Origin of the sequence: Halobacillus karajensis (assembly GCF_900108515.1) — a bacterium.
GTDB classification, from domain to species: domain Bacteria; phylum Bacillota; class Bacilli; order Bacillales; family Halobacillaceae; genus Halobacillus; species Halobacillus karajensis.
In genome coordinates this window covers 34,789-52,270 of sequence record NZ_FNWW01000009.1, presented here as the reverse complement: position 1 = coordinate 52,270, position 17,482 = coordinate 34,789, and the positions used below count along the sequence as shown (strand labels likewise).

Here is a 17,482-nt window from a genome sequence, read left to right as displayed (position 1 = left end):
AAAGCATCAATAGTGAATCGTGCTCATGATTTGTAGTACAGTTATTGTAGTATACGTGAATCATTAAATGGGAATATAAGGCCTGACTTTTGCAAAGATTAGAAAAGCTATCATACGACCACTCTACCAAATTCAAACAACCTCTCCCTCTAAATAAGGGGGTTAGTGTAAGGGTAAGGGGGAGTAAATCATTACCTAAGTAAAGGCGTAAGAGGAGGATGATAGATGAGACATGCGATCATTACAGCAGGCACAAAAGGATTGGGGAGGAAAGTGACAGAGCAGCTATTAAATCTCAATCATTCCGTAACTGTTACGTATAGGAACGATAAGGAAAAGGCTTTTGCGTTACTTGAAGAGTTTCCTAACGATCATGAAAGGATTCAATTAATCCAGGCTGATGTAACAGTGCTGGAAGATTTAGATCGTCTTGTTAAAGAAACGGTGGAACGTTTTGGAAGGGTCGATTACTTAATTAACAATGCGGGACCTTATATTTTTAAACGAAAAAAACTGATGGATTACACAGAAGATGAGTGGGATACGATGATTCGTGGGAATCTTGATGCTGTCTTCTATTTACTTAAACGCACGGTTCCGCTTATGAGAAAGCAGAACTTTGGGAGAATTATTAATTATGGGTTTCAGGGGGCGCAATCAGCATCAGGATGGATTTATCGTTCGGCTTTCGCAGCAGCTAAAGTGGGCCTTGTATCACTTACGAAAACAGTCGCTTATGAAGAAGCAGAATATGGAATCACCTCAAATATGATCTGCCCGGGGAACATTGTAGGAGATTGGAAGGAAGCCTCTATAAAGGATAGCAGAGGAATGGAGGATAAAGAGACTCCCATCGGAAGACCAGGAACAGGTGAAGATATTTCAAGGATGATAGCCTTTCTTTGTGAAGAGGATTCTGATATGATCACTGGAACCATTTATGAAGTAACAGGTGGCCTAGATGTCATACATAGGCACCGATAAGGAGTGTAAAATAAAAGAGAAAATCATTTCGCTAAACGGATTCATCTATATGTTACATGAACAATAGAATGAGGAGGTTGTAACAGTGAAAATTGGAGTACCCAAAGAAGTAAAGAACAATGAAAATCGCATAGCAATGACACCGGCAGGAGTTGTCAGTTTAACAACCGAAGGTCATGAAGTTTATGTCCAAACTAAAGCTGGACTAGGATCGAGCTTTACAGATGAACAATATAGAGAAGCTGGGGCTGTTATCGTAAATTCAGCCAAGGAAGCCTGGAACCAGGACATGGTCATGAAGGTAAAGGAGCCATTACCGGAAGAATATCATTATTTTAATGAAGGATTAATTTTGTTTACTTATTTACACTTGGCTCCAGAGCCAGAATTAACCAAAGCACTTGTAGATAAGAAAGTTATTTCTATAGCCTATGAAACAGTGCAATTACCTAATGGATCATTGCCCTTACTTACACCGATGAGTGAAGTGGCAGGGAGAATGTCTTCTCAGATTGGTGCCCAATTCCTTGAAAAGTCAAGAGGAGGGAAAGGGATCCTGTTAGGGGGAATACCAGGTGTCCGACGGGGACGCGTAACGATTATTGGCGGCGGAGTTGTGGGAACGAATGCTGCTAAGATCGCAATGGGACTTGGAGCAGATGTGACTATTATAGATGTTAATCCCGAACGCTTGCGACAGCTTGATGACATCTTCGGCTCGGATATTAATACATTAATGTCCAATCCATTAAATATCCAGGAAGCATTGTCAGAGTCCGACCTTGTCATAGGCGCTGTTCTTATTCCAGGTGCCAAAGCACCTAGCCTTGTAACGGAGGATATGGTGAAATCAATGAAGGATGGATCGGTTATCGTTGATGTGGCCATTGATCAAGGTGGTATCTTCGAGACAACGGATCGAATTACGACCCATGATGATCCTACCTATGTGAAGCATGGGGTGCTCCATTATGCTGTAGCTAATATGCCTGGTGCTGTGCCAAGAACATCAACAATAGGATTAACGAATGTTACAGTTCCTTACACTCTACAGTTAGCAAACAAAGGGTATGTGAGGGCTTGTCAGGAAAACGAAGCTCTATACAAAGGGGTTAATACACTTGGCGGATATGTAACCTATAAAGCTGTGGCTGAGGCGCAAGGTTTAAAATATGCAGATGCTAAGGAATTTCTCCATAAATAATGATTGGGAAAAGCGAGGATAAACGAATCTACCCTCGCTTTCATTATCTATTTGTAGCATCCCTGAAAAGAAGTTATAAGCAGGCATCTATAAGGGAATTGTCTAGGAGTTCTGTTTTAAGCGGATTTTGTATAATGATGATCTGTCGACTTAACCTCCTTCTGTTTTCGAAAGATGGTCGCTATGATTGGTCCGGATATGTTATGCCACACGCTGAAAATGGCACTTGGTACAGCTGCAAGTGGACTGAAATGCACGGCTGCTAGAGACGCCCCTAAACCGGAATTTTGCATACCAACTTCAATAGAAACGGCGCGCTTTTTGATGGGCTCCATATTAAAGAGTTTTCCTAATCCATACCCAGTCAAATAACCAAGAAGGTTGTGAACAACAACAATAGCGAAGATGGTGGCTCCTGTCTCTGCAATTTGGGTATGGTTTACACTTACAACGGCCGCTACAATAGCCACAATGCTGATAACAGAAATAAGGGGAAGAGCCTTGATTGTTGCTTCGACCTTTTCTTTGAAAATGGTTTTCACACCAACCCCAAGAATAATAGGTAAAAGGACAACATTAACAATTGAAAGAAACAGATCTCCAGCTGAAACGGGAAGCCATTGACTGGCAAATATCCAAACTAAAAATGGCGTAAAGAGGGGCGCAAGTATAGTTGATACAGACGTAATAGCTACAGAGAGTGCTGTATCTCCTTTTGATAAATAGGTCATAACATTTGAAGATGTCCCTCCAGGACAGCATCCTACGAGGATCACCCCGACGGCCACTTCAGGGGATACAGGAAGTATAGTCACTAATAGAAAGGCCAGAAGGGGCATCAGAATGAATTGTGCGCCTACTCCAATCGCAACATCTTTCGGTCGTTTAAAAACCTCCAGAAAATCCTTTTTTGAAAGGGTCAACCCCATACCAAACATGATAATTCCTAATAAGGGGACAATGTATGGGGCAATCCATGTGAATCCTTCCGGAACATAAAAAGATAATGCGGCAAAAAGAAGAACCCATAAGGCAAAGGTGCTGCCAGCGAATTGGCTTATTTTTTCTAATGTCTTCATGCGATATCACTCCAATTGTAGAAAGATAATGTCTGATTATACTCGCTTTTCTGAAAAATCAAAGGATCTTCTCTGGGAAAAAAACGAAAAAAAGACGGTTTAGGGGGGATTTGAGATTCTTTCAAATAGAACGTAAAATAAAAAGAAAAAGTGAAACCTTTGATTGGTAACAAACGTACATACAAGTACACAGGGTCAAAGTTGAAGGAGAGGTGAAGAGAAGAGTTGGGATTCTTTTCAAGATTGTTTTCAAATAAGGACAAACAGACACCTGAAGTAACAGAGCGAACTCCCCTGAATATCCAAGTAGGTGACATTGTCACCTATGATCTTGTGGATTATGAAGTCGTCGGTAAAATTACGTACCGGGATGGAGGGTATGAATGGTTTTCCTATCAGTTATTAGAGGGGAATCAAACAAAATGGCTGGCCGCTGAAATGGATGACGAGTTAGAGTTAGGCATATATGAAACAGTGAAATTACCTGTAACTTTGCCTTTCCCTAAGACACTGGAATACGAGGGCCAATCCTTTTTCAAAGATGAAGAAGGGGAAGCGCGCGTGGTGGGAGAAGGAAGAAGCAAAAATATTAACGGCCGAACTTCCCGTTATGCCGAATATATTTCAGAAGATGAAGAGACATATGTAAGTGTCGAATCGTGGGGGAGTGAAGTTGAAGTTAGTGTAGGTCATGATATTGAAGCTTATGAAATTAAAATTATTGCAGGTTCAAAATAAGGAGGAAATATAAAGATGTTCAAATTTTTTAAACGTGTGAAGACAGTGGTGGGTTCCGAATTAAATTCGATGTTGGATAAAGCTGAAGATCCTGTCAAGATGCTGGATCAATTTATGAGGGATATGGAAAACGACATTCGTGAAGCGGAAAGTGCAGTAGCGAAACAAATTGCCAATGAAAAAATGCTGAAACGGAAATATGATGATTCTCAAGCTCTTGTAGATAAGCGTATGCAGCAAGCTGAAAAGGCGATTGAAGCAGGAAATGAAGATTTAGCACGCCGGGCTTTGGAGGATAAGAAAAATCACCAGGATCAAGCAGATCAGTTAAAATCTTCTTGGGAACGTGCACAGCAGGATGCTGACAATCTTCGCCAGAAACTGGATGAAATGAAAAAAGAATACCAGGAAATGAAACTGAAAAAAGATTCATTGAAAGCACGTGCAGAATCGGCAAAAACACGTACGAAGATGAATCGTACGATGTCAAATATCGGAGGAGACGAATCGCGTCAAGGTTTTGATCGTATGGAAGAAAAAGTGATGCATTATGAAGCAGAGGCCGAAACAAGTGAAGATATGTCTTCCCAAAGCCGGTCCCTTGATGATGAATTCGAGGAATTGAATAATAAAGATAGTGTAGATAGTGAATTGGAAGCATTGAAGAAAAAGATGAATAAAGGGTAATCTCTGGTCGAAGTCTCGTGCCTGGCCACAAGTCAGGCACGGCTATTTTTTGTGGAAGGAGGATGTGTTTTGAAAGATTATGCAGGAATCATAGTCGTAGGAATCATTGCCTTTTTCTTATTGTTCAATGTATTCGGTGGAAATGACCAGAGAGGAATGTCAGGCTCTGCTACCGAAGATACATATGGTGAACTTCCCTCAGAGCCTGATCGCTCTGAAATATTAAATACGATTGAAATGTCTGAAGCAAAGGATATAGAATCATTGGTTCAGGAAAGTTTTCCTTTATTAGATACAGTGAGATCGGATCAAGGCATATCGAGAATTTATATGACAAAGGAGTTGACTTTGAAAGAAGTCGCAGATTCTTTGTCGTCGGCAATCTCCCCGGAAGAGATAAGTGAAAGACAGGAAAATAAGCAGGCACTCATCTATCCGGATCATTTTGTAATTATACAGGAGAGTGACGAAGAAGCGGGATTGATTACCATTGAGCTAGCATCTGATGAATTTGTTAGAAATAATTATTCTCCAAGCTTCTTTCAGGGACTATTTTTAGGGTCCTTGCTGAATCGGGCTCTTGGATCCAATGATTGGTATGACCGGAGAAGGTCCAGCTGTCAGCAAACCGGGAATTGTTATGGAGGTTATGGCATGTATGGGAATTATAATTCCGGAGGAACAAGTTCTATGAGAGGATCTACCAATCGTGGTGGGGGTCCCGGGACAGGAAAATAAAGGAGGTTATTAATAATGGAACCATTTTTGTCTACTCTAGGTTATTTTGTCATGGCTATTATCATTGTTGTCATCGGACTGGTGATCTTTGAATGGTTAACTAGGCAGTACAAGGATTGGGAAGAAGTAAAGCAGGGAAATCAAGCAGTTGCCATGTCTATTGCAGGTAAGGTTATAGGGATTTGTATTGTGCTATCATTTGCCATCTATCACAGTTTTACCGTATGGGATACACTAATTTGGGGAGCTTACGGTGTTATTCTTCAAATGATTGCCTATCTTTTGTTTGAATTATTCACACGCAGTTTTTCTGTAGAAACACAGCTGAAGGAAAATAATACAGCTGTTGGTATTATTACGATGGGGGTATCCATCGGGTTAGCTTTTGTTATCGGCGCGTCGATTACGTAATCGCACCAGACATCTTCAAGAAATCCACTATGAATAGACCTCATAGTGGATTTTTGTGAAAAGTGGAGTGAGTGAACAAAGTGGAAGCAAATTTTAGAAAAAGTCATTTTATATACTGGGCATCTGGCATTGTTTCCATATGTGGGATTATTTTTGAGGTGTTATTCGGTGCACTGGGTTCCTATATATTAGGCGATGGGGTAAAGCAGTACACGTTGACCATCAGCCTTTTTCTAACGGGAATGGGTATTGGGGCAAGTATAAGTGAACGAGTGATGAAACAACTAATTGTCACTTTTATTTGGATTGAATTCATGGTGGCATTAATTGGTGGTTTTTCCAGTTTTACAATGTTTGGAATGACCGCTTTCGCTCCTTCTGGCACAGATGCCTTATTTCTATACCTGGTGACATTCACCATAGGTGCACTGACAGGATTAGAACTGCCCATATTAATTAGAAAAGCCAATGAAATCGGGGAAGAGTTAAATCGTAGTACAGCTCGGGTGCTTTTTTCGGATTACGCGGGTGGATTAATCGGTGGTTTGTTATTTGCTTTCTATTTAAGACCCCAGATGGGGATGGTGAAGAGTGCTTTCTTTGTCGCATGTATAAACTTAGCTGTTGCCGTTACCGTCTTATATTTATTTCGGTCCGAAATAAAGACCTTATCGATTCATTTAACAGGTGCCATTGTGATAGGCGTTCTTCTTATAGCGGGATTGTTTTTCGGGGAAGAGATGGCTTTTTCTTTTGAACAGAAGCTGTATAAAGACCCTATTATTCATATGGAAGAAAGTGCTTACCAAAGAATAGTGCTTACCAAGGAACAGGGGGACACTCGCCTATTTTTAAATGGATCCTTACAGTTTAGTTCAACAGATGAACATCGATACCATGAAACCCTTGTCCACCCGCCTGTTGCTTTTGCAGAGAATAAGGATAAAGTCCTTGTTCTGGGTGGAGGAGATGGAATAGCTGCCAATGAATTGCTTAAGTATAAAGAGATTAAGGAAATCACTCTTGTGGATCTTGATCCTGCCGTCACAGATCTCGCCAGGAGCAATTACCATTTGCTGCAAATAAACAAGGGAGCCCTTGATGATCCTCGAGTGGATGTATTAAATCAAGATGCTTTTGAGTTTCTGGAAAAATCGGATGAGTTTTATGATGTGATTATTATAGATCTGCCTGATCCAAATAATGAAAGTCTGAACAAGTTGTACACAAAAGAATTTTATTCACTAGTAAGAAACCACTTATCTCCTGGTGGAGCAACGATGGTTCAGGCAACAAGTCCGTTATTTGCAACAGATGTTTATTGGACAATTGATAAGACGATTGCTTCTACAGGGCTTCATACAGAAAACTTTCATGTGGATGTACCTAGTTTTGGCAATTGGGGGTTTGTAATGGCGAGCCGGAAGCCTATTGATATTGAGGAGGTTCGCTTTTCAGTAGATACGAAGTTTCTTACAGAAGAAGTCTTTCAATCCATGACGGTGTTTGGAAAAGATGAAGATGGGGAAATCTTGAACAAGGATGGCCAAGCGATCCCATTAAAACCAAATACATTAATAGATCCTCATTTAATTCAAAAATATGAACGAGCTTGGCAAAACTATTAAATAGGTATTCTTTTTAAAGGAGTGTTGGAAATGAAAGTTTCTTATCATGGTCATGCCGTAGTAAAAGTTGAAGCAAATGGGAAAACGATACTTATTGATCCGTTCATCTCAGAAAACGGGAACACAGACCTGGATGCGGACGAGGTGAAAGCTGATGTGATCTTGCTTACGCATGGACACAATGATCACGTTGGGGATACATTTGAAATTGCTAAACGAAATGACACGCAAGTTGTAGCCCCTTTCGAACTGGCGGAATACCTTGGAAACAAAGGGCTGAATGCTCATCCAATGCACATTGGAGGTGGTCATGAGTTTGATTTTGGGTATGTGAAATTTACACAGGCCTTCCACGGTTCGTCTTATACAGAAGAAGATGGCACGATTATATATACCGGTATGCCCGCGGGGATCCTTCTAACCATTGATGGGAAAACCATTTATCATGCTGGGGATACTGGGTTGTTCAGCGATATGAAATTAATTGGCGAACGAAATGATATCGATCTGGCTTTTCTTCCTATTGGTGATAATTTTACTATGGGGCCTTCAGATGCTCTTGTAGCAGCAGAATGGATTCAAGCGAAACAGGTGGTCCCAGTCCACTACAACACCTTTGATTTAATTAACCAAGATGGAGATGCTTTTGCGGAAGAGGTAAAACCAGGTACAGGAAAAGCACTGAAGCCGGGTGAGTCATTAGAGCTGTGAAAGCAGGCTATATAAAGCCGTTTGTCTTATCAAAGGCAAACGGCTTTTTTTCTGAAACTTCTGGAAGAAATTGCGGATCATCTGTATCAACTGTATAATAACAATTAAAAGTAAAATGATTAGTACAGTTAGAAAGTTTGGTGGTCATATGGCAACGAAGCATGAACAGATTCTGGAACATATTGAGTCTCTGTCAGTCGGCAGTAAAATATCTGTAAGAGGAATAGCGAAGGCTTTAAACGTGAGTGAGGGGACAGCCTACAGGGCCATTAAGGAAGCGGAGAACCAAGACTTGGTCAGTACGATGGAACGTGTCGGCACTATTAGGATTGAAAAGAAGAAAAAAGAAAACATTGAGAGGCTGACATTTGCCGAAATTGTTAACATTGTGGACGGGCAGGTTCTAGGTGGTCGAGAAGGTTTATATAAAACGTTAAGTAAATTCGTTATAGGAGCTATGAAGCTCGAAGCTATGATGCGTTATACGGAGGCTGGTTCTCTACTAATTGTAGGGAACCGGACAAATGCCCATGAGCTTGCCGTTAAAGAAGGAGCGGCCGTCTTAATCACAGGAGGTTTCGATACAAGTGAAACCGTAAAAAAACTAGCAGATGAAAAGAAACTGCCAGTGATTTCAACTAGCTATGATACCTTTACAGTCGCTACCATGATCAACAGGGCCATTTATGATCAGTTGATCAAAAAAGAAATTGTGCTTGTCGATGATATTTATACGTCATATAGTCATTCCAAGTTCTTACGATCTGCAGATTTAGTCTCCCGCTGGCATGATTTTAATACGGAAACGGGACACAGCCGATATCCGGTTGTTGATCAACAAAATCGTGTAGTCGGAATTGTAACTTCCAGAGATGTCATTGGGAAAGATAAAAATATGAGGATTGATAAGGTCATGACAAGGAATCCAATGACCGTCCATGCAAAGACTTCACTAGCAAATGCAGCCCATGTCATGGTATGGGAAGGGATTGAATTAATGCCTGTTGTGGATCCCTCTCATAAACTACAAGGGATTATTTCCCGTCAGGATGTATTAAAAGCGTTACAGCATATCCAGAGACAGCCTCAAGTAGGAGAAACTATTGATGACCTCGCTACAAATCGCATGGAAATTTTGGAGGAGAATGATACGTCTCCCGTATGGAAAACGATGGTTACGCCTCAGATGACAAATCCGCTGGGCACGATGTCTTATGGCGTTTTTATCTCATTGATTACAGAAGCTTCAAGCCGGTTGTTGAGAAAATATAAAAAAGGCGATCTTGTCGTTGAAAACATTTCTGTGTTTTTTATCAAGCCTGTACAGATTGAAAGCGAGATCGAAGTAAGACCGGAAATTCTAGAAGTTGGAAGGAAATTTGCGAAAGTGGACATAGAGGTCCATCATAACAAATCGGTTGTTGGTAAGGCATTGCTCATGGCACAACTTATTGATCGATAAAAAAGTCGCTGTAGATCAGCGACTTTTCCGCGCCAAGCTCAAGATTGAGGGCTTGTCCGGTGCTTTTGATATTCAGCTTGATAATGCTTGCTTGCTTTCCACCCCAGCCTTGCCTGGAAAATACCCAGAGCGATAAATACGATTCCTATAAATAAGGAAAGTTTCGTCTGGTAGAATACATATTGGTTGATTCCAAAAAAGAAGATGAAGCTTCCAAGGAATAACTTCGCTTTGCTGTTCAGGTACTCTTGTGTTAAAGGATCAGTGGAACGGATAATCATCACCTTGTAGTAGATATAGAGTACAAAAGAGACTAAGATAAGGATCGGAAAAATTATCATTATAGATCGACTCCTGAAGTTAATTTTCCCTCTTATTGTAGCTTGTTTCTCTTGAAAAGGCTACCTGTACAGAGGATTCTATTATTATAAAGTATGGAAAGAAGAAGAGGAGGCTTTTTTTATGAGTAAACAAGCGATTTTAGATGCCATTAAGAATCATGATACGATTATCATTCATCGACATATTCGTCCAGACCCTGATGCTTATGGTTCACAAGCAGGATTAGCGAGGCTCATACAGGCAACGTTTCCAAAAAAGATGGTATATGTAACAGGGGAAGGGGAACCCTCATTGGATTTTCTCATCACTATGGACGAAGTCCCTGATGAAACTTTCCATGGAGCTCTAAACATCGTCTGCGATACTGCCAATCAGGCTCGAATTGACGATCAACGTTACAACCAGGGAGAGCTATTGATTAAGATTGATCATCATCCTGAAGTGGATAACTATGGTGATATTCAATGGGTGGATACATCAGCAAGTTCTACTTCTGAAATGATTTTTCAGTTCTATTTAGAATTTGCTGATGAAGGGTTGAAGATGAATGATGAAGCCGCTCGTTTGCTTTATGCAGGTATCGTAGGGGATACTGGTCGATTCCTATACCCGAGTACGACCAAACAAACCCTTTCTTATGCCGCTGAACTTGTTAATTATAATTTTGATCGCCCTATCTTATATAACGAAATGTATAAAACACCTCTTCATGTCGCCAAGCTTAAGGGATATGTTTTACAAAATTTCACTGTCCATGAAGCAGGGTGTTCAACCATTCGTCTTGACCGGGCAACATTGGAAAAATTTGAAGTCACACCTTCTGAAACTAGTCAATTGGTAGGGTTGCTGGGAGATATTGAAGGGATGTTAGCTTGGGCGTTCTTTGTGGAAGAAGAGGATACGATTAGAGTCCGTTTGCGTTCTAAAGGTCCGGTAATAAATGGGATTGCTGCAAACCATAAAGGTGGTGGTCATCCTTTGGCTTCCGGAGCAACCGCTTCTTCCTGGGAAGAGACAGATGAAATTGCGGAAGAACTGCGAGAGAAATGCTTGGAGTATAAAAAAGAGCAGGCTGAATAAAGCCTGCTCAAAATCATTATCGGACTAATTTAATTTCCAGGTGAAAAGAAAGGGTCTCCGAAACGATGAGTCGTGTGATTTTAAGTTCGTAAGTGAAATCATCGACCACATAGTTCTTATTTTCAATTGCTGAAACGATTAAGTCTACTTGATCCGCAACAGTTGTAATATCTTTTCCTGTGATACTGACCAGTTGATCCTTTACTAAGGTTGTCAATTGATGTTGGGTAAGGAGGTCGACTTCCAACTTTTTCGCATTTGTAAAAGTGATCGATATATCTTTGATACTCATCGGTTTTTCGTTTGACCCTTGTTCCTGGTTTTTTAATAAGGCCTCATATTTTGTTTCCCACTCACTGATTTTAGCGGTCATTTCAATGTGTTCTTCCGTATACTTTTGTTGTAATTGACCGTGAACATAAACAAAAAAGGCGTAACCGATGACAGCGCCTAATACAAGACCAGCGAACAGGCGTCTCCATTCTTTGCTTTTATGATAGGCTGGAAAATGCATTAGGTCACCTCATCACCTAATAACCATTCGAAAAGAAGCAGGGCTGTTTTGACTCCGCCCATTGCTGCGATAATAATCATTACTTGTTTAAAAACATCAAAAGTGGATCCGTCAAAGATTCCTTTTTCAAAATTGCTAATGGCATCAAATGTTCCTCCGATTGCCGCAACAATCGCCCAAATTCTTAAACCTTTTGCGATGCGGAACATAGAGGTTAATGCTGCTTCCCCTGTTAAAAAACTTCCGATACTTCCAATAATCGTTCCTCCTACAATAACCCCGAAAGCGATAAAGAAGCATTGAATCATGGATATGACTAAGCGATCTTCCATCTTGTCCCTCTTTTCGCTGGCTTGAAATAGTCTCTTACAATAACCATTATTCTTTCTTGTGCCTATTTATGCAGGAGGCTTTCATCCATTTCATAGACTAGCTATAATTTATATGAAAGAAGGTGTACGAAATGACTTTTACTCATTTAAATGTCCAGACAGGATACAGCTTAATGAAGAGTACAGTCAAAATTGATCCATTGGTAAAGACGGCGAAAGATGTCGGCTTTCACGCGATGGCGATCACAGATGAGAATACGATGAGTGGAGCGGTTACATTTTACGATAAATGTATAAAAATGGGGATTAAACCAATCATCGGGTTAAAAACAACAGTGTTAGATCGTTCTCTTCCATTTCCAATGATCCTTCTGGCAGAAACTAATAAAGGTTATCAAAACCTACTTCAAATCAGCACGCTTGTTCAGACAAAAGGTGAAGATATGACGCTGGATCAGTTGACCAATTATAGAGATGGTTTGATCTTTGTTCAGTTAACCTCCTCATCCCCCTGGGCAGAAACGATAGCTAATCGTATGACTGAAAAACTTGAGGACTCACGACAGCGCTGGTTAGAATTATTAGGGGCTGATCGTTTTTACTTGAGCATTCAAGATCGTGATCTTCACTCAGAACGGCAGTTACATACACCTTTGAAAGAATGGGTGAAAGAAAACGGAATGAGCGTTGTAGCCATTGGGGATGTACGCTATCTTCATAAAGAAGATGCAGATGCTTATCAATGTTTGCAGGCGATAAATGAAGGGACACGTTATAGTTCTGACGAAAATGAACATCACTATTACCTTAAGTCACAGAGGGAGATGGAAGACTTTTTCGGGGAGTGGTGGCCTGAAACGTTAGATGCCTCAAGTGACATTGCGGCCGCGTGTAATGTGGAATTGGAGCTTGATCGGCAATTGCTTCCCTCTTATCCGACTCCAGATCAAGCTAAGTCGGAAGATTATTTGAGGGAGTTGTGTGAGATATCTCTGGTGAAAAAATATGAATCTGAAAGGCGTGTACAGGCAAAAGAACGATTAGCTCATGAATTATCGATCATTACTTCCATGGGTTTCAGTGATTATTTCCTTATTGTTTGGGATTTTATTAGCTATGCCAGACAAAAAGGGATACACGCAGGTCCAGGGCGAGGGTCTGCCGCAGGCTCTATAGTCGCCTATCTGCTCGGCATTACTCAAATCGACCCTCTTGAGTATAATTTATTGTTTGAGCGGTTTTTAAACCCGGAAAGAATTTCGATGCCGGATATAGATATTGATTTCCCTGATCACCGCAGGGATGAAGTCATTACCTATGTTGCTGAAAAATATGGTAGTGATCGTGTCGCTCAAATATGTACGTTTGGAACATTCGCTGCAAGAAGTGTTCTTAGAGAGCTGTTTAAGGTGCTTAAAATAGATGAAAATGATGCCTCTTTCATACTTCATCATATCCCTAAGACAACATCCATATCTTTAGTTGATCTTGTGAAAGATTCCGAAGAATTAAAGAGTTATATTCGGAATTCAGACCGTCTGAAGTTATTATTTCGAGTAGCCGCAAAGCTGGAAGGACTTCCGAGGCATATATCCACGCACGCAGCAGGAGTGGTATTGAGTGAGCATGCTCTAGTGAATTACACGGCCTTGCTGAATAGTCAAGGGCCGGTGGCTTTAACACAATTCGCTATGGGAGATTTAGAAAAAATTGGACTGCTAAAGATTGATTTTCTCGGTCTCCGGAATCTATCGTTTTTGGAACAAATGGAAAGAAAAGTGAAACGTTATCAAAACAAGTCATTTTCCATAGATCAAATTCCGCTGGATGATTCTTCTACTTTTCGTTTACTTAAGGAAGGTAGAACTAATGGCGTATTCCAATTGGAGTCACAAGGAATGAAAAACGTTCTAATGCGGTTGAAACCTAATCATTTTGAGGATGTCGTAGCCGTTAATGCTCTCTATCGTCCAGGTCCAATGGAATATATTCCTGTTTATATTGATAGAAAAAATAAACGTAAAAACATCGAATATCCCCATCCAGATCTGAAGCCGATTTTATCTCATACTTTTGGGGTGTTGGTCTATCAAGAACAGATTATGCAAGTAGCTCAGTATGTTGCCGGCTACTCTTTAGGTCAAGCCGACCTGTTACGAAGAGCAGTAAGTAAAAAACAAGGGGAAGTGTTAGAAAACGAACGATTGAAATTCGTAAATGGCTGTAATCTGAAAGGTTATGATGATTCGGTTGCTCATCAATTGTTTGATTGGATTGTCAAGTTTTCTAATTATGGTTTTAACAGAAGCCACGCAGTGGCTTACAGTATGATTTCTTATAGATTAGCTTATATGAAAGCTCACTATTCCTCTTATTTTCTAGCCGAACTTATGAACGCTCACCTTGGAGACAAGGATAAAATGACGATCTACATCAGAGAAGCTAGGGATATGGGAGTGAAAGTAAATGCTCCCTCTGTGAATAGAAGTCATATTCTTTCCCAAAACGATTCAGGGGATATAAGAATAGGACTGACAGCTATTAAAGGTGTGGGCTATCAAGCAGCTCAAAGCATCTTGGAAGAAAGATCAAAGGGTCAGTTTAGAAATCTCAATGATTTTTGTCTTCGCACTGATGGGAAGATTGTTTCAAGAAAAGTAATTGAAGCACTAGTTTTAGCGGGGGCTTTTGATGAACTTCACCAAAATAGAGCAAGTGTACTTGCAAGCATTGATCAAGCTCTTGAACAAGGAGAGCTTTTTAAAGAGTTTCAAGATCAGCCAGGTTTCTTTGGAAATGAATTAGATATGGAAATGATCCATGTCGAACCATTCCCTCCTTTGAAGCGTTTATCTATGGAAAAAGAAGTATTAGGTTCATATATGTCCCAACATCCTCTTGCACATCAGCGGGGAAGACTAAATGAGAGCGGCATTCTATCTATATTACAAGCTCATCGTGTACCACCTAAGAGAAAAGTAGAAGTGGCTTGTGTCATAGACGGTGTACGGGAAATCCGTACAAAGCGGGGAGATCCGATGGCATTCTTGACTATTAGTGATGAATCGACTGAAATGGATGCTGTACTTTTTCCGGAAACATATCGAAACGTAAAAGTTTGGATGCAAGAACAGATGTTGGTTTATTTAGCGGGTAGGGTTGAAGAAAGGAACGGTCAAAAACAACTGATTATAGATCATGCCACTCCTTTCGCTCAAGAAGGAACAGAACAGCATGAAAAACGGCGACTTTTTATTAAAGTATCTAAAGAAAATGAACATTATTCAATAGAAAAGCTGAAAAAGCTAGCTGAATATTTCCCGGGGAATACACCAGTCTTCATTTTTCGATCTGAAGACAGGGGAACCTACAAATTGGATGATGATTACTCTCTTAGCCTTTCAAAAAAAACCTTAAATAAACTATATGAGTTTTTTGGTGAAACTTCTGTAGCCGTACGGCCAATAAAGAATGGAGAATAAAATTAAAAACTAAGCCCGTGCTTTTGTATTCCTTTACACTCCATGATCATCTGTTATAATTAAGAAGTTAATGGTGGTCAGACCACCTGGATCGGTATTATTATAAGTTAAAAAGGAGCGTGTCGTCGTGTCGAATTTAAGAGATGAAGCATTGCACATCCACCGTGTTAACAAAGGAAAACTTGAAACCCACTCCAAAGTACCTGTTAAAAATGCACGAGATTTAAGCTTGGCTTATTCCCCTGGGGTAGCTGAGCCTTGTAAAGAAATCTATGACCATAAGGATACCGTCTATGATTATACAATGAAAGGAAATATGGTCGCTGTCGTTAGTGATGGATCGGCTGTACTTGGACTGGGGAATATTGGTCCGGAAGCCTCCCTGCCTGTCATGGAAGGCAAAGCAGCGCTATTTAAGAGTTTTGCTGGTGTGGATGCATTTCCTATTTGTCTAAATACACGAGATATTGACCAAATTGTCCAGACAGTAAAATTGATGGAACCTACTTTCGGTGGTGTGAATTTGGAGGATATTGCCGCTCCTAATTGCTTCATTATCGAAGATCGCTTAAAGAAAGAAACGAATATCCCAATTTTCCATGATGACCAGCATGGAACGGCGATTGTAACAGTGGCCGGGCTTATGAATGCCTTAAAGATTACTGGTAAATCATTTTCAGAGATTAAGGTGGTTGCCAATGGCGCTGGTGCTGCTGGGATAGCCATTATTAAATTGCTTTATCATTTCGGTGTCCGTGATATTATTATGTGTGACTCCAAAGGCGCAATCTTTGAAGGACGGGATTACGGCATGAACGAGGTAAAAGATGAGATTGCTAAAATCACGAATAAAGACCGCACAGAAGGGAACCTTGAAGAGGTCATGGAAGGCGCTGATGTCTTCATCGGTGTATCAGTTGGCGGATTGCTTTCCCAGGAGATGGTTGCGCGAATGAATGATGATTCTATAATTTTCGCGATGGCAAACCCAGAACCGGAAATAATGCCTGAAGCTGCAAAAGAAGCAGGCGCCCGCGTGATTGGGACAGGCCGCTCCGATTTCCCAAATCAGGTAAATAATGTACTGGCATTCCCAGGGATTTTCCGAGGGGCTCTGGATGTCAGAGCAACGCGGATTAATGAGAAAATGAAAATTGCTGCAGCTGAGGCCATTGCTTCTTTAGTAAGTGAAGATGAACTGAGCGAAGATTATGTCATCCCGGCTCCATTTGATCCAAGGGTAGCGCCTGCTGTAGCTGCAAGTGTTGCAAAAGCCGCTATGGAATCTGGCGTGGCTCGCCATCATGTTGATCCGGAGGAAGTGGCAGAAAAAACGCGACAACTGACATTGATTGACGAAGAATAATAAGGAGGGGGAAGCCAGGTTACTGGTTTTCTCCTTCTTATAAAATGTTCTGGTACGTGTAGAAAAGAGGTGTCCGTTAAACGTGACCCATGAGCAACGCGGGAAAGTTTATGAAAGTGTTATTCAGCAACTGAAATCCTTTATAGAGGAGCATCACTTGAAACCTGGAGATAAGCTGCCTTCTGAGAGGGAATTAAGTGAACAACTCCATGTAGGCAGGTCATCGATTAGAGAAGCTTTCAGAGCTATGGAACTCCTGGGGCTTATTGAGACAAGAAGAGGAGAAGGAACCTACATGAGGGCTTACCGTCCTTATCATATGGTCGAACTTCTATCCAATTTTCTACTTAATGAGTCGAGGACGAAAAGTGAACTGTTAACAGCAAAACAGATGATTGAAAAAGAAGTCTTACTGTTATTAAATGGACGGGTGACCAACCATGAGATAGATAAAATGAGAGAAATCATCTTTCATAATACTCCAGAACAAAGGCATCACCAGTTATTCGAATATTTGTTTGGTCTTTGCGATCAACCTCTTCTCCTATCTATGTGGCAGTTTATCTCTGGGTTCACACAAACGGTGCACAAGGTCAGATACACGGATGAATGGTATGAGGAAATGATCGCCGTCATGGGGAATGGAGACACCATGAAAATTTTACGACTGTTCAACTAAAAGAACTATGTTAAATTTGGTTCGCCAAATTGATTGTTTTTATGC

17 protein-coding genes are annotated in these 17,482 nt (G+C 40.7%); 13 read left to right on the top strand and 4 right to left on the bottom strand.

Annotated elements, in window-relative coordinates; genetic code table 11:
- Positions 1 to 225 precede the first annotated feature (225 nt).
- Entirely contained in the window at positions 226 to 984 is a 759-nt protein-coding gene (locus tag BLW54_RS16500) for an SDR family oxidoreductase (protein WP_074735953.1), read from the top strand.
- A gap of 85 nt (positions 985 to 1,069) precedes the next feature.
- Positions 1,070 to 2,188: an alanine dehydrogenase gene (gene ald / locus BLW54_RS16495; RefSeq protein ID WP_074735951.1), complete on the top strand. Its 1,119-nt coding sequence runs from the start codon at positions 1,070 to 1,072 to the stop codon at positions 2,186 to 2,188.
- A 116-nt stretch (positions 2,189 to 2,304) separates the two neighbouring features.
- On the opposite strand, the gene BLW54_RS16490 is transcribed toward ald, so the two are convergent.
- Complete coding sequence (locus BLW54_RS16490; RefSeq protein WP_074735948.1) at positions 2,305 to 3,267, bottom strand: bile acid:sodium symporter family protein; 963 nt, start codon at positions 3,265 to 3,267, stop codon at positions 2,305 to 2,307.
- 225 nt (positions 3,268 to 3,492) lie between these two features.
- Between BLW54_RS16490 and BLW54_RS16480 the strand changes: the two genes are divergently transcribed.
- The 7 genes from BLW54_RS16480 (at position 3,493) to BLW54_RS16450 (ending at position 9,642) form a co-directional block, all read left to right on the top strand.
- The gene (locus BLW54_RS16480) at positions 3,493 to 4,005 is read left to right on the top strand and encodes a DUF4178 domain-containing protein (protein ID WP_035509642.1); all 513 of its coding nucleotides are present in this window, start codon (positions 3,493 to 3,495) and stop codon (positions 4,003 to 4,005) included.
- A 15-nt stretch (positions 4,006 to 4,020) separates the two neighbouring features.
- Positions 4,021 to 4,692, top strand: a complete 672-nt coding sequence (locus tag BLW54_RS16475; protein ID WP_035509641.1) for a PspA/IM30 family protein — start codon at positions 4,021 to 4,023, stop codon at positions 4,690 to 4,692.
- Between the two features lie 69 nt (positions 4,693 to 4,761).
- Positions 4,762 to 5,430 (top strand): DUF4247 domain-containing protein, encoded by a 669-nt coding sequence (locus BLW54_RS16470; RefSeq protein ID WP_035509639.1) that lies wholly within the window; start codon positions 4,762 to 4,764, stop codon positions 5,428 to 5,430.
- A 15-nt stretch (positions 5,431 to 5,445) separates the two neighbouring features.
- Complete coding sequence (locus BLW54_RS16465) at positions 5,446 to 5,841, top strand: DUF350 domain-containing protein (protein ID WP_035509637.1); 396 nt, start codon at positions 5,446 to 5,448, stop codon at positions 5,839 to 5,841.
- Positions 5,842 to 5,921: 80 nt separating this feature from the next.
- Positions 5,922 to 7,469 carry a polyamine aminopropyltransferase gene (locus BLW54_RS16460; protein ID WP_035518854.1) on the top strand — a complete coding sequence of 516 codons (1,548 nt, stop codon included), beginning with the start codon at positions 5,922 to 5,924 and terminating at the stop codon, positions 7,467 to 7,469.
- Positions 7,470 to 7,499: 30 nt separating this feature from the next.
- Entirely contained in the window at positions 7,500 to 8,180 is a 681-nt protein-coding gene (locus BLW54_RS16455; protein ID WP_035509636.1) for a metal-dependent hydrolase, read from the top strand.
- Between the two features lie 148 nt (positions 8,181 to 8,328).
- Positions 8,329 to 9,642: a DRTGG domain-containing protein gene (locus tag BLW54_RS16450; protein ID WP_035509634.1), complete on the top strand. Its 1,314-nt coding sequence runs from the start codon at positions 8,329 to 8,331 to the stop codon at positions 9,640 to 9,642.
- A gap of 38 nt (positions 9,643 to 9,680) precedes the next feature.
- Here the strand turns inward: BLW54_RS16450 and BLW54_RS16445 are convergent, their stop codons facing one another.
- Positions 9,681 to 9,983, bottom strand: a complete 303-nt coding sequence (locus tag BLW54_RS16445; protein WP_035509633.1) for a YtpI family protein — start codon at positions 9,981 to 9,983, stop codon at positions 9,681 to 9,683.
- A gap of 121 nt (positions 9,984 to 10,104) precedes the next feature.
- Here BLW54_RS16445 and BLW54_RS16440 point away from each other — a divergent pair, with 121 nt between their 5' ends.
- Positions 10,105 to 11,064: a DHH family phosphoesterase gene (locus BLW54_RS16440; RefSeq protein WP_035509631.1), complete on the top strand. Its 960-nt coding sequence runs from the start codon at positions 10,105 to 10,107 to the stop codon at positions 11,062 to 11,064.
- A gap of 16 nt (positions 11,065 to 11,080) precedes the next feature.
- Here the strand turns inward: BLW54_RS16440 and ytrI are convergent, their stop codons facing one another.
- Both ytrI and ytrH read right to left on the bottom strand, forming a co-directional pair.
- Positions 11,081 to 11,578, bottom strand: coding sequence for a sporulation membrane protein YtrI (gene ytrI, locus BLW54_RS16435; RefSeq protein WP_035509629.1), 498 nt, complete (start codon positions 11,576 to 11,578; stop codon positions 11,081 to 11,083).
- Positions 11,578 to 11,910, bottom strand: a complete 333-nt coding sequence (gene ytrH, locus BLW54_RS16430; RefSeq protein WP_035509626.1) for a sporulation membrane protein YtrH — start codon at positions 11,908 to 11,910, stop codon at positions 11,578 to 11,580. Before ytrH ends, ytrI begins: the two co-directional genes overlap by 1 nt.
- A gap of 131 nt (positions 11,911 to 12,041) precedes the next feature.
- Between ytrH and dnaE the strand changes: the two genes are divergently transcribed.
- From dnaE to BLW54_RS16415, 3 genes are all read left to right on the top strand, one after another.
- Positions 12,042 to 15,392, top strand: a complete 3,351-nt coding sequence (gene dnaE / locus BLW54_RS16425; RefSeq protein WP_074735943.1) for a DNA polymerase III subunit alpha — start codon at positions 12,042 to 12,044, stop codon at positions 15,390 to 15,392.
- 127 nt (positions 15,393 to 15,519) lie between these two features.
- Positions 15,520 to 16,758, top strand: a complete 1,239-nt coding sequence (ystJ, locus tag BLW54_RS16420) for an NADP-dependent malic enzyme (RefSeq protein ID WP_035509623.1) — start codon at positions 15,520 to 15,522, stop codon at positions 16,756 to 16,758.
- Positions 16,759 to 16,840: 82 nt separating this feature from the next.
- Positions 16,841 to 17,437 carry a FadR/GntR family transcriptional regulator gene (locus tag BLW54_RS16415; protein WP_074735940.1) on the top strand — a complete coding sequence of 199 codons (597 nt, stop codon included), beginning with the start codon at positions 16,841 to 16,843 and terminating at the stop codon, positions 17,435 to 17,437.
- The last annotated feature ends 45 nt before the right edge of the window (positions 17,438 to 17,482 follow it).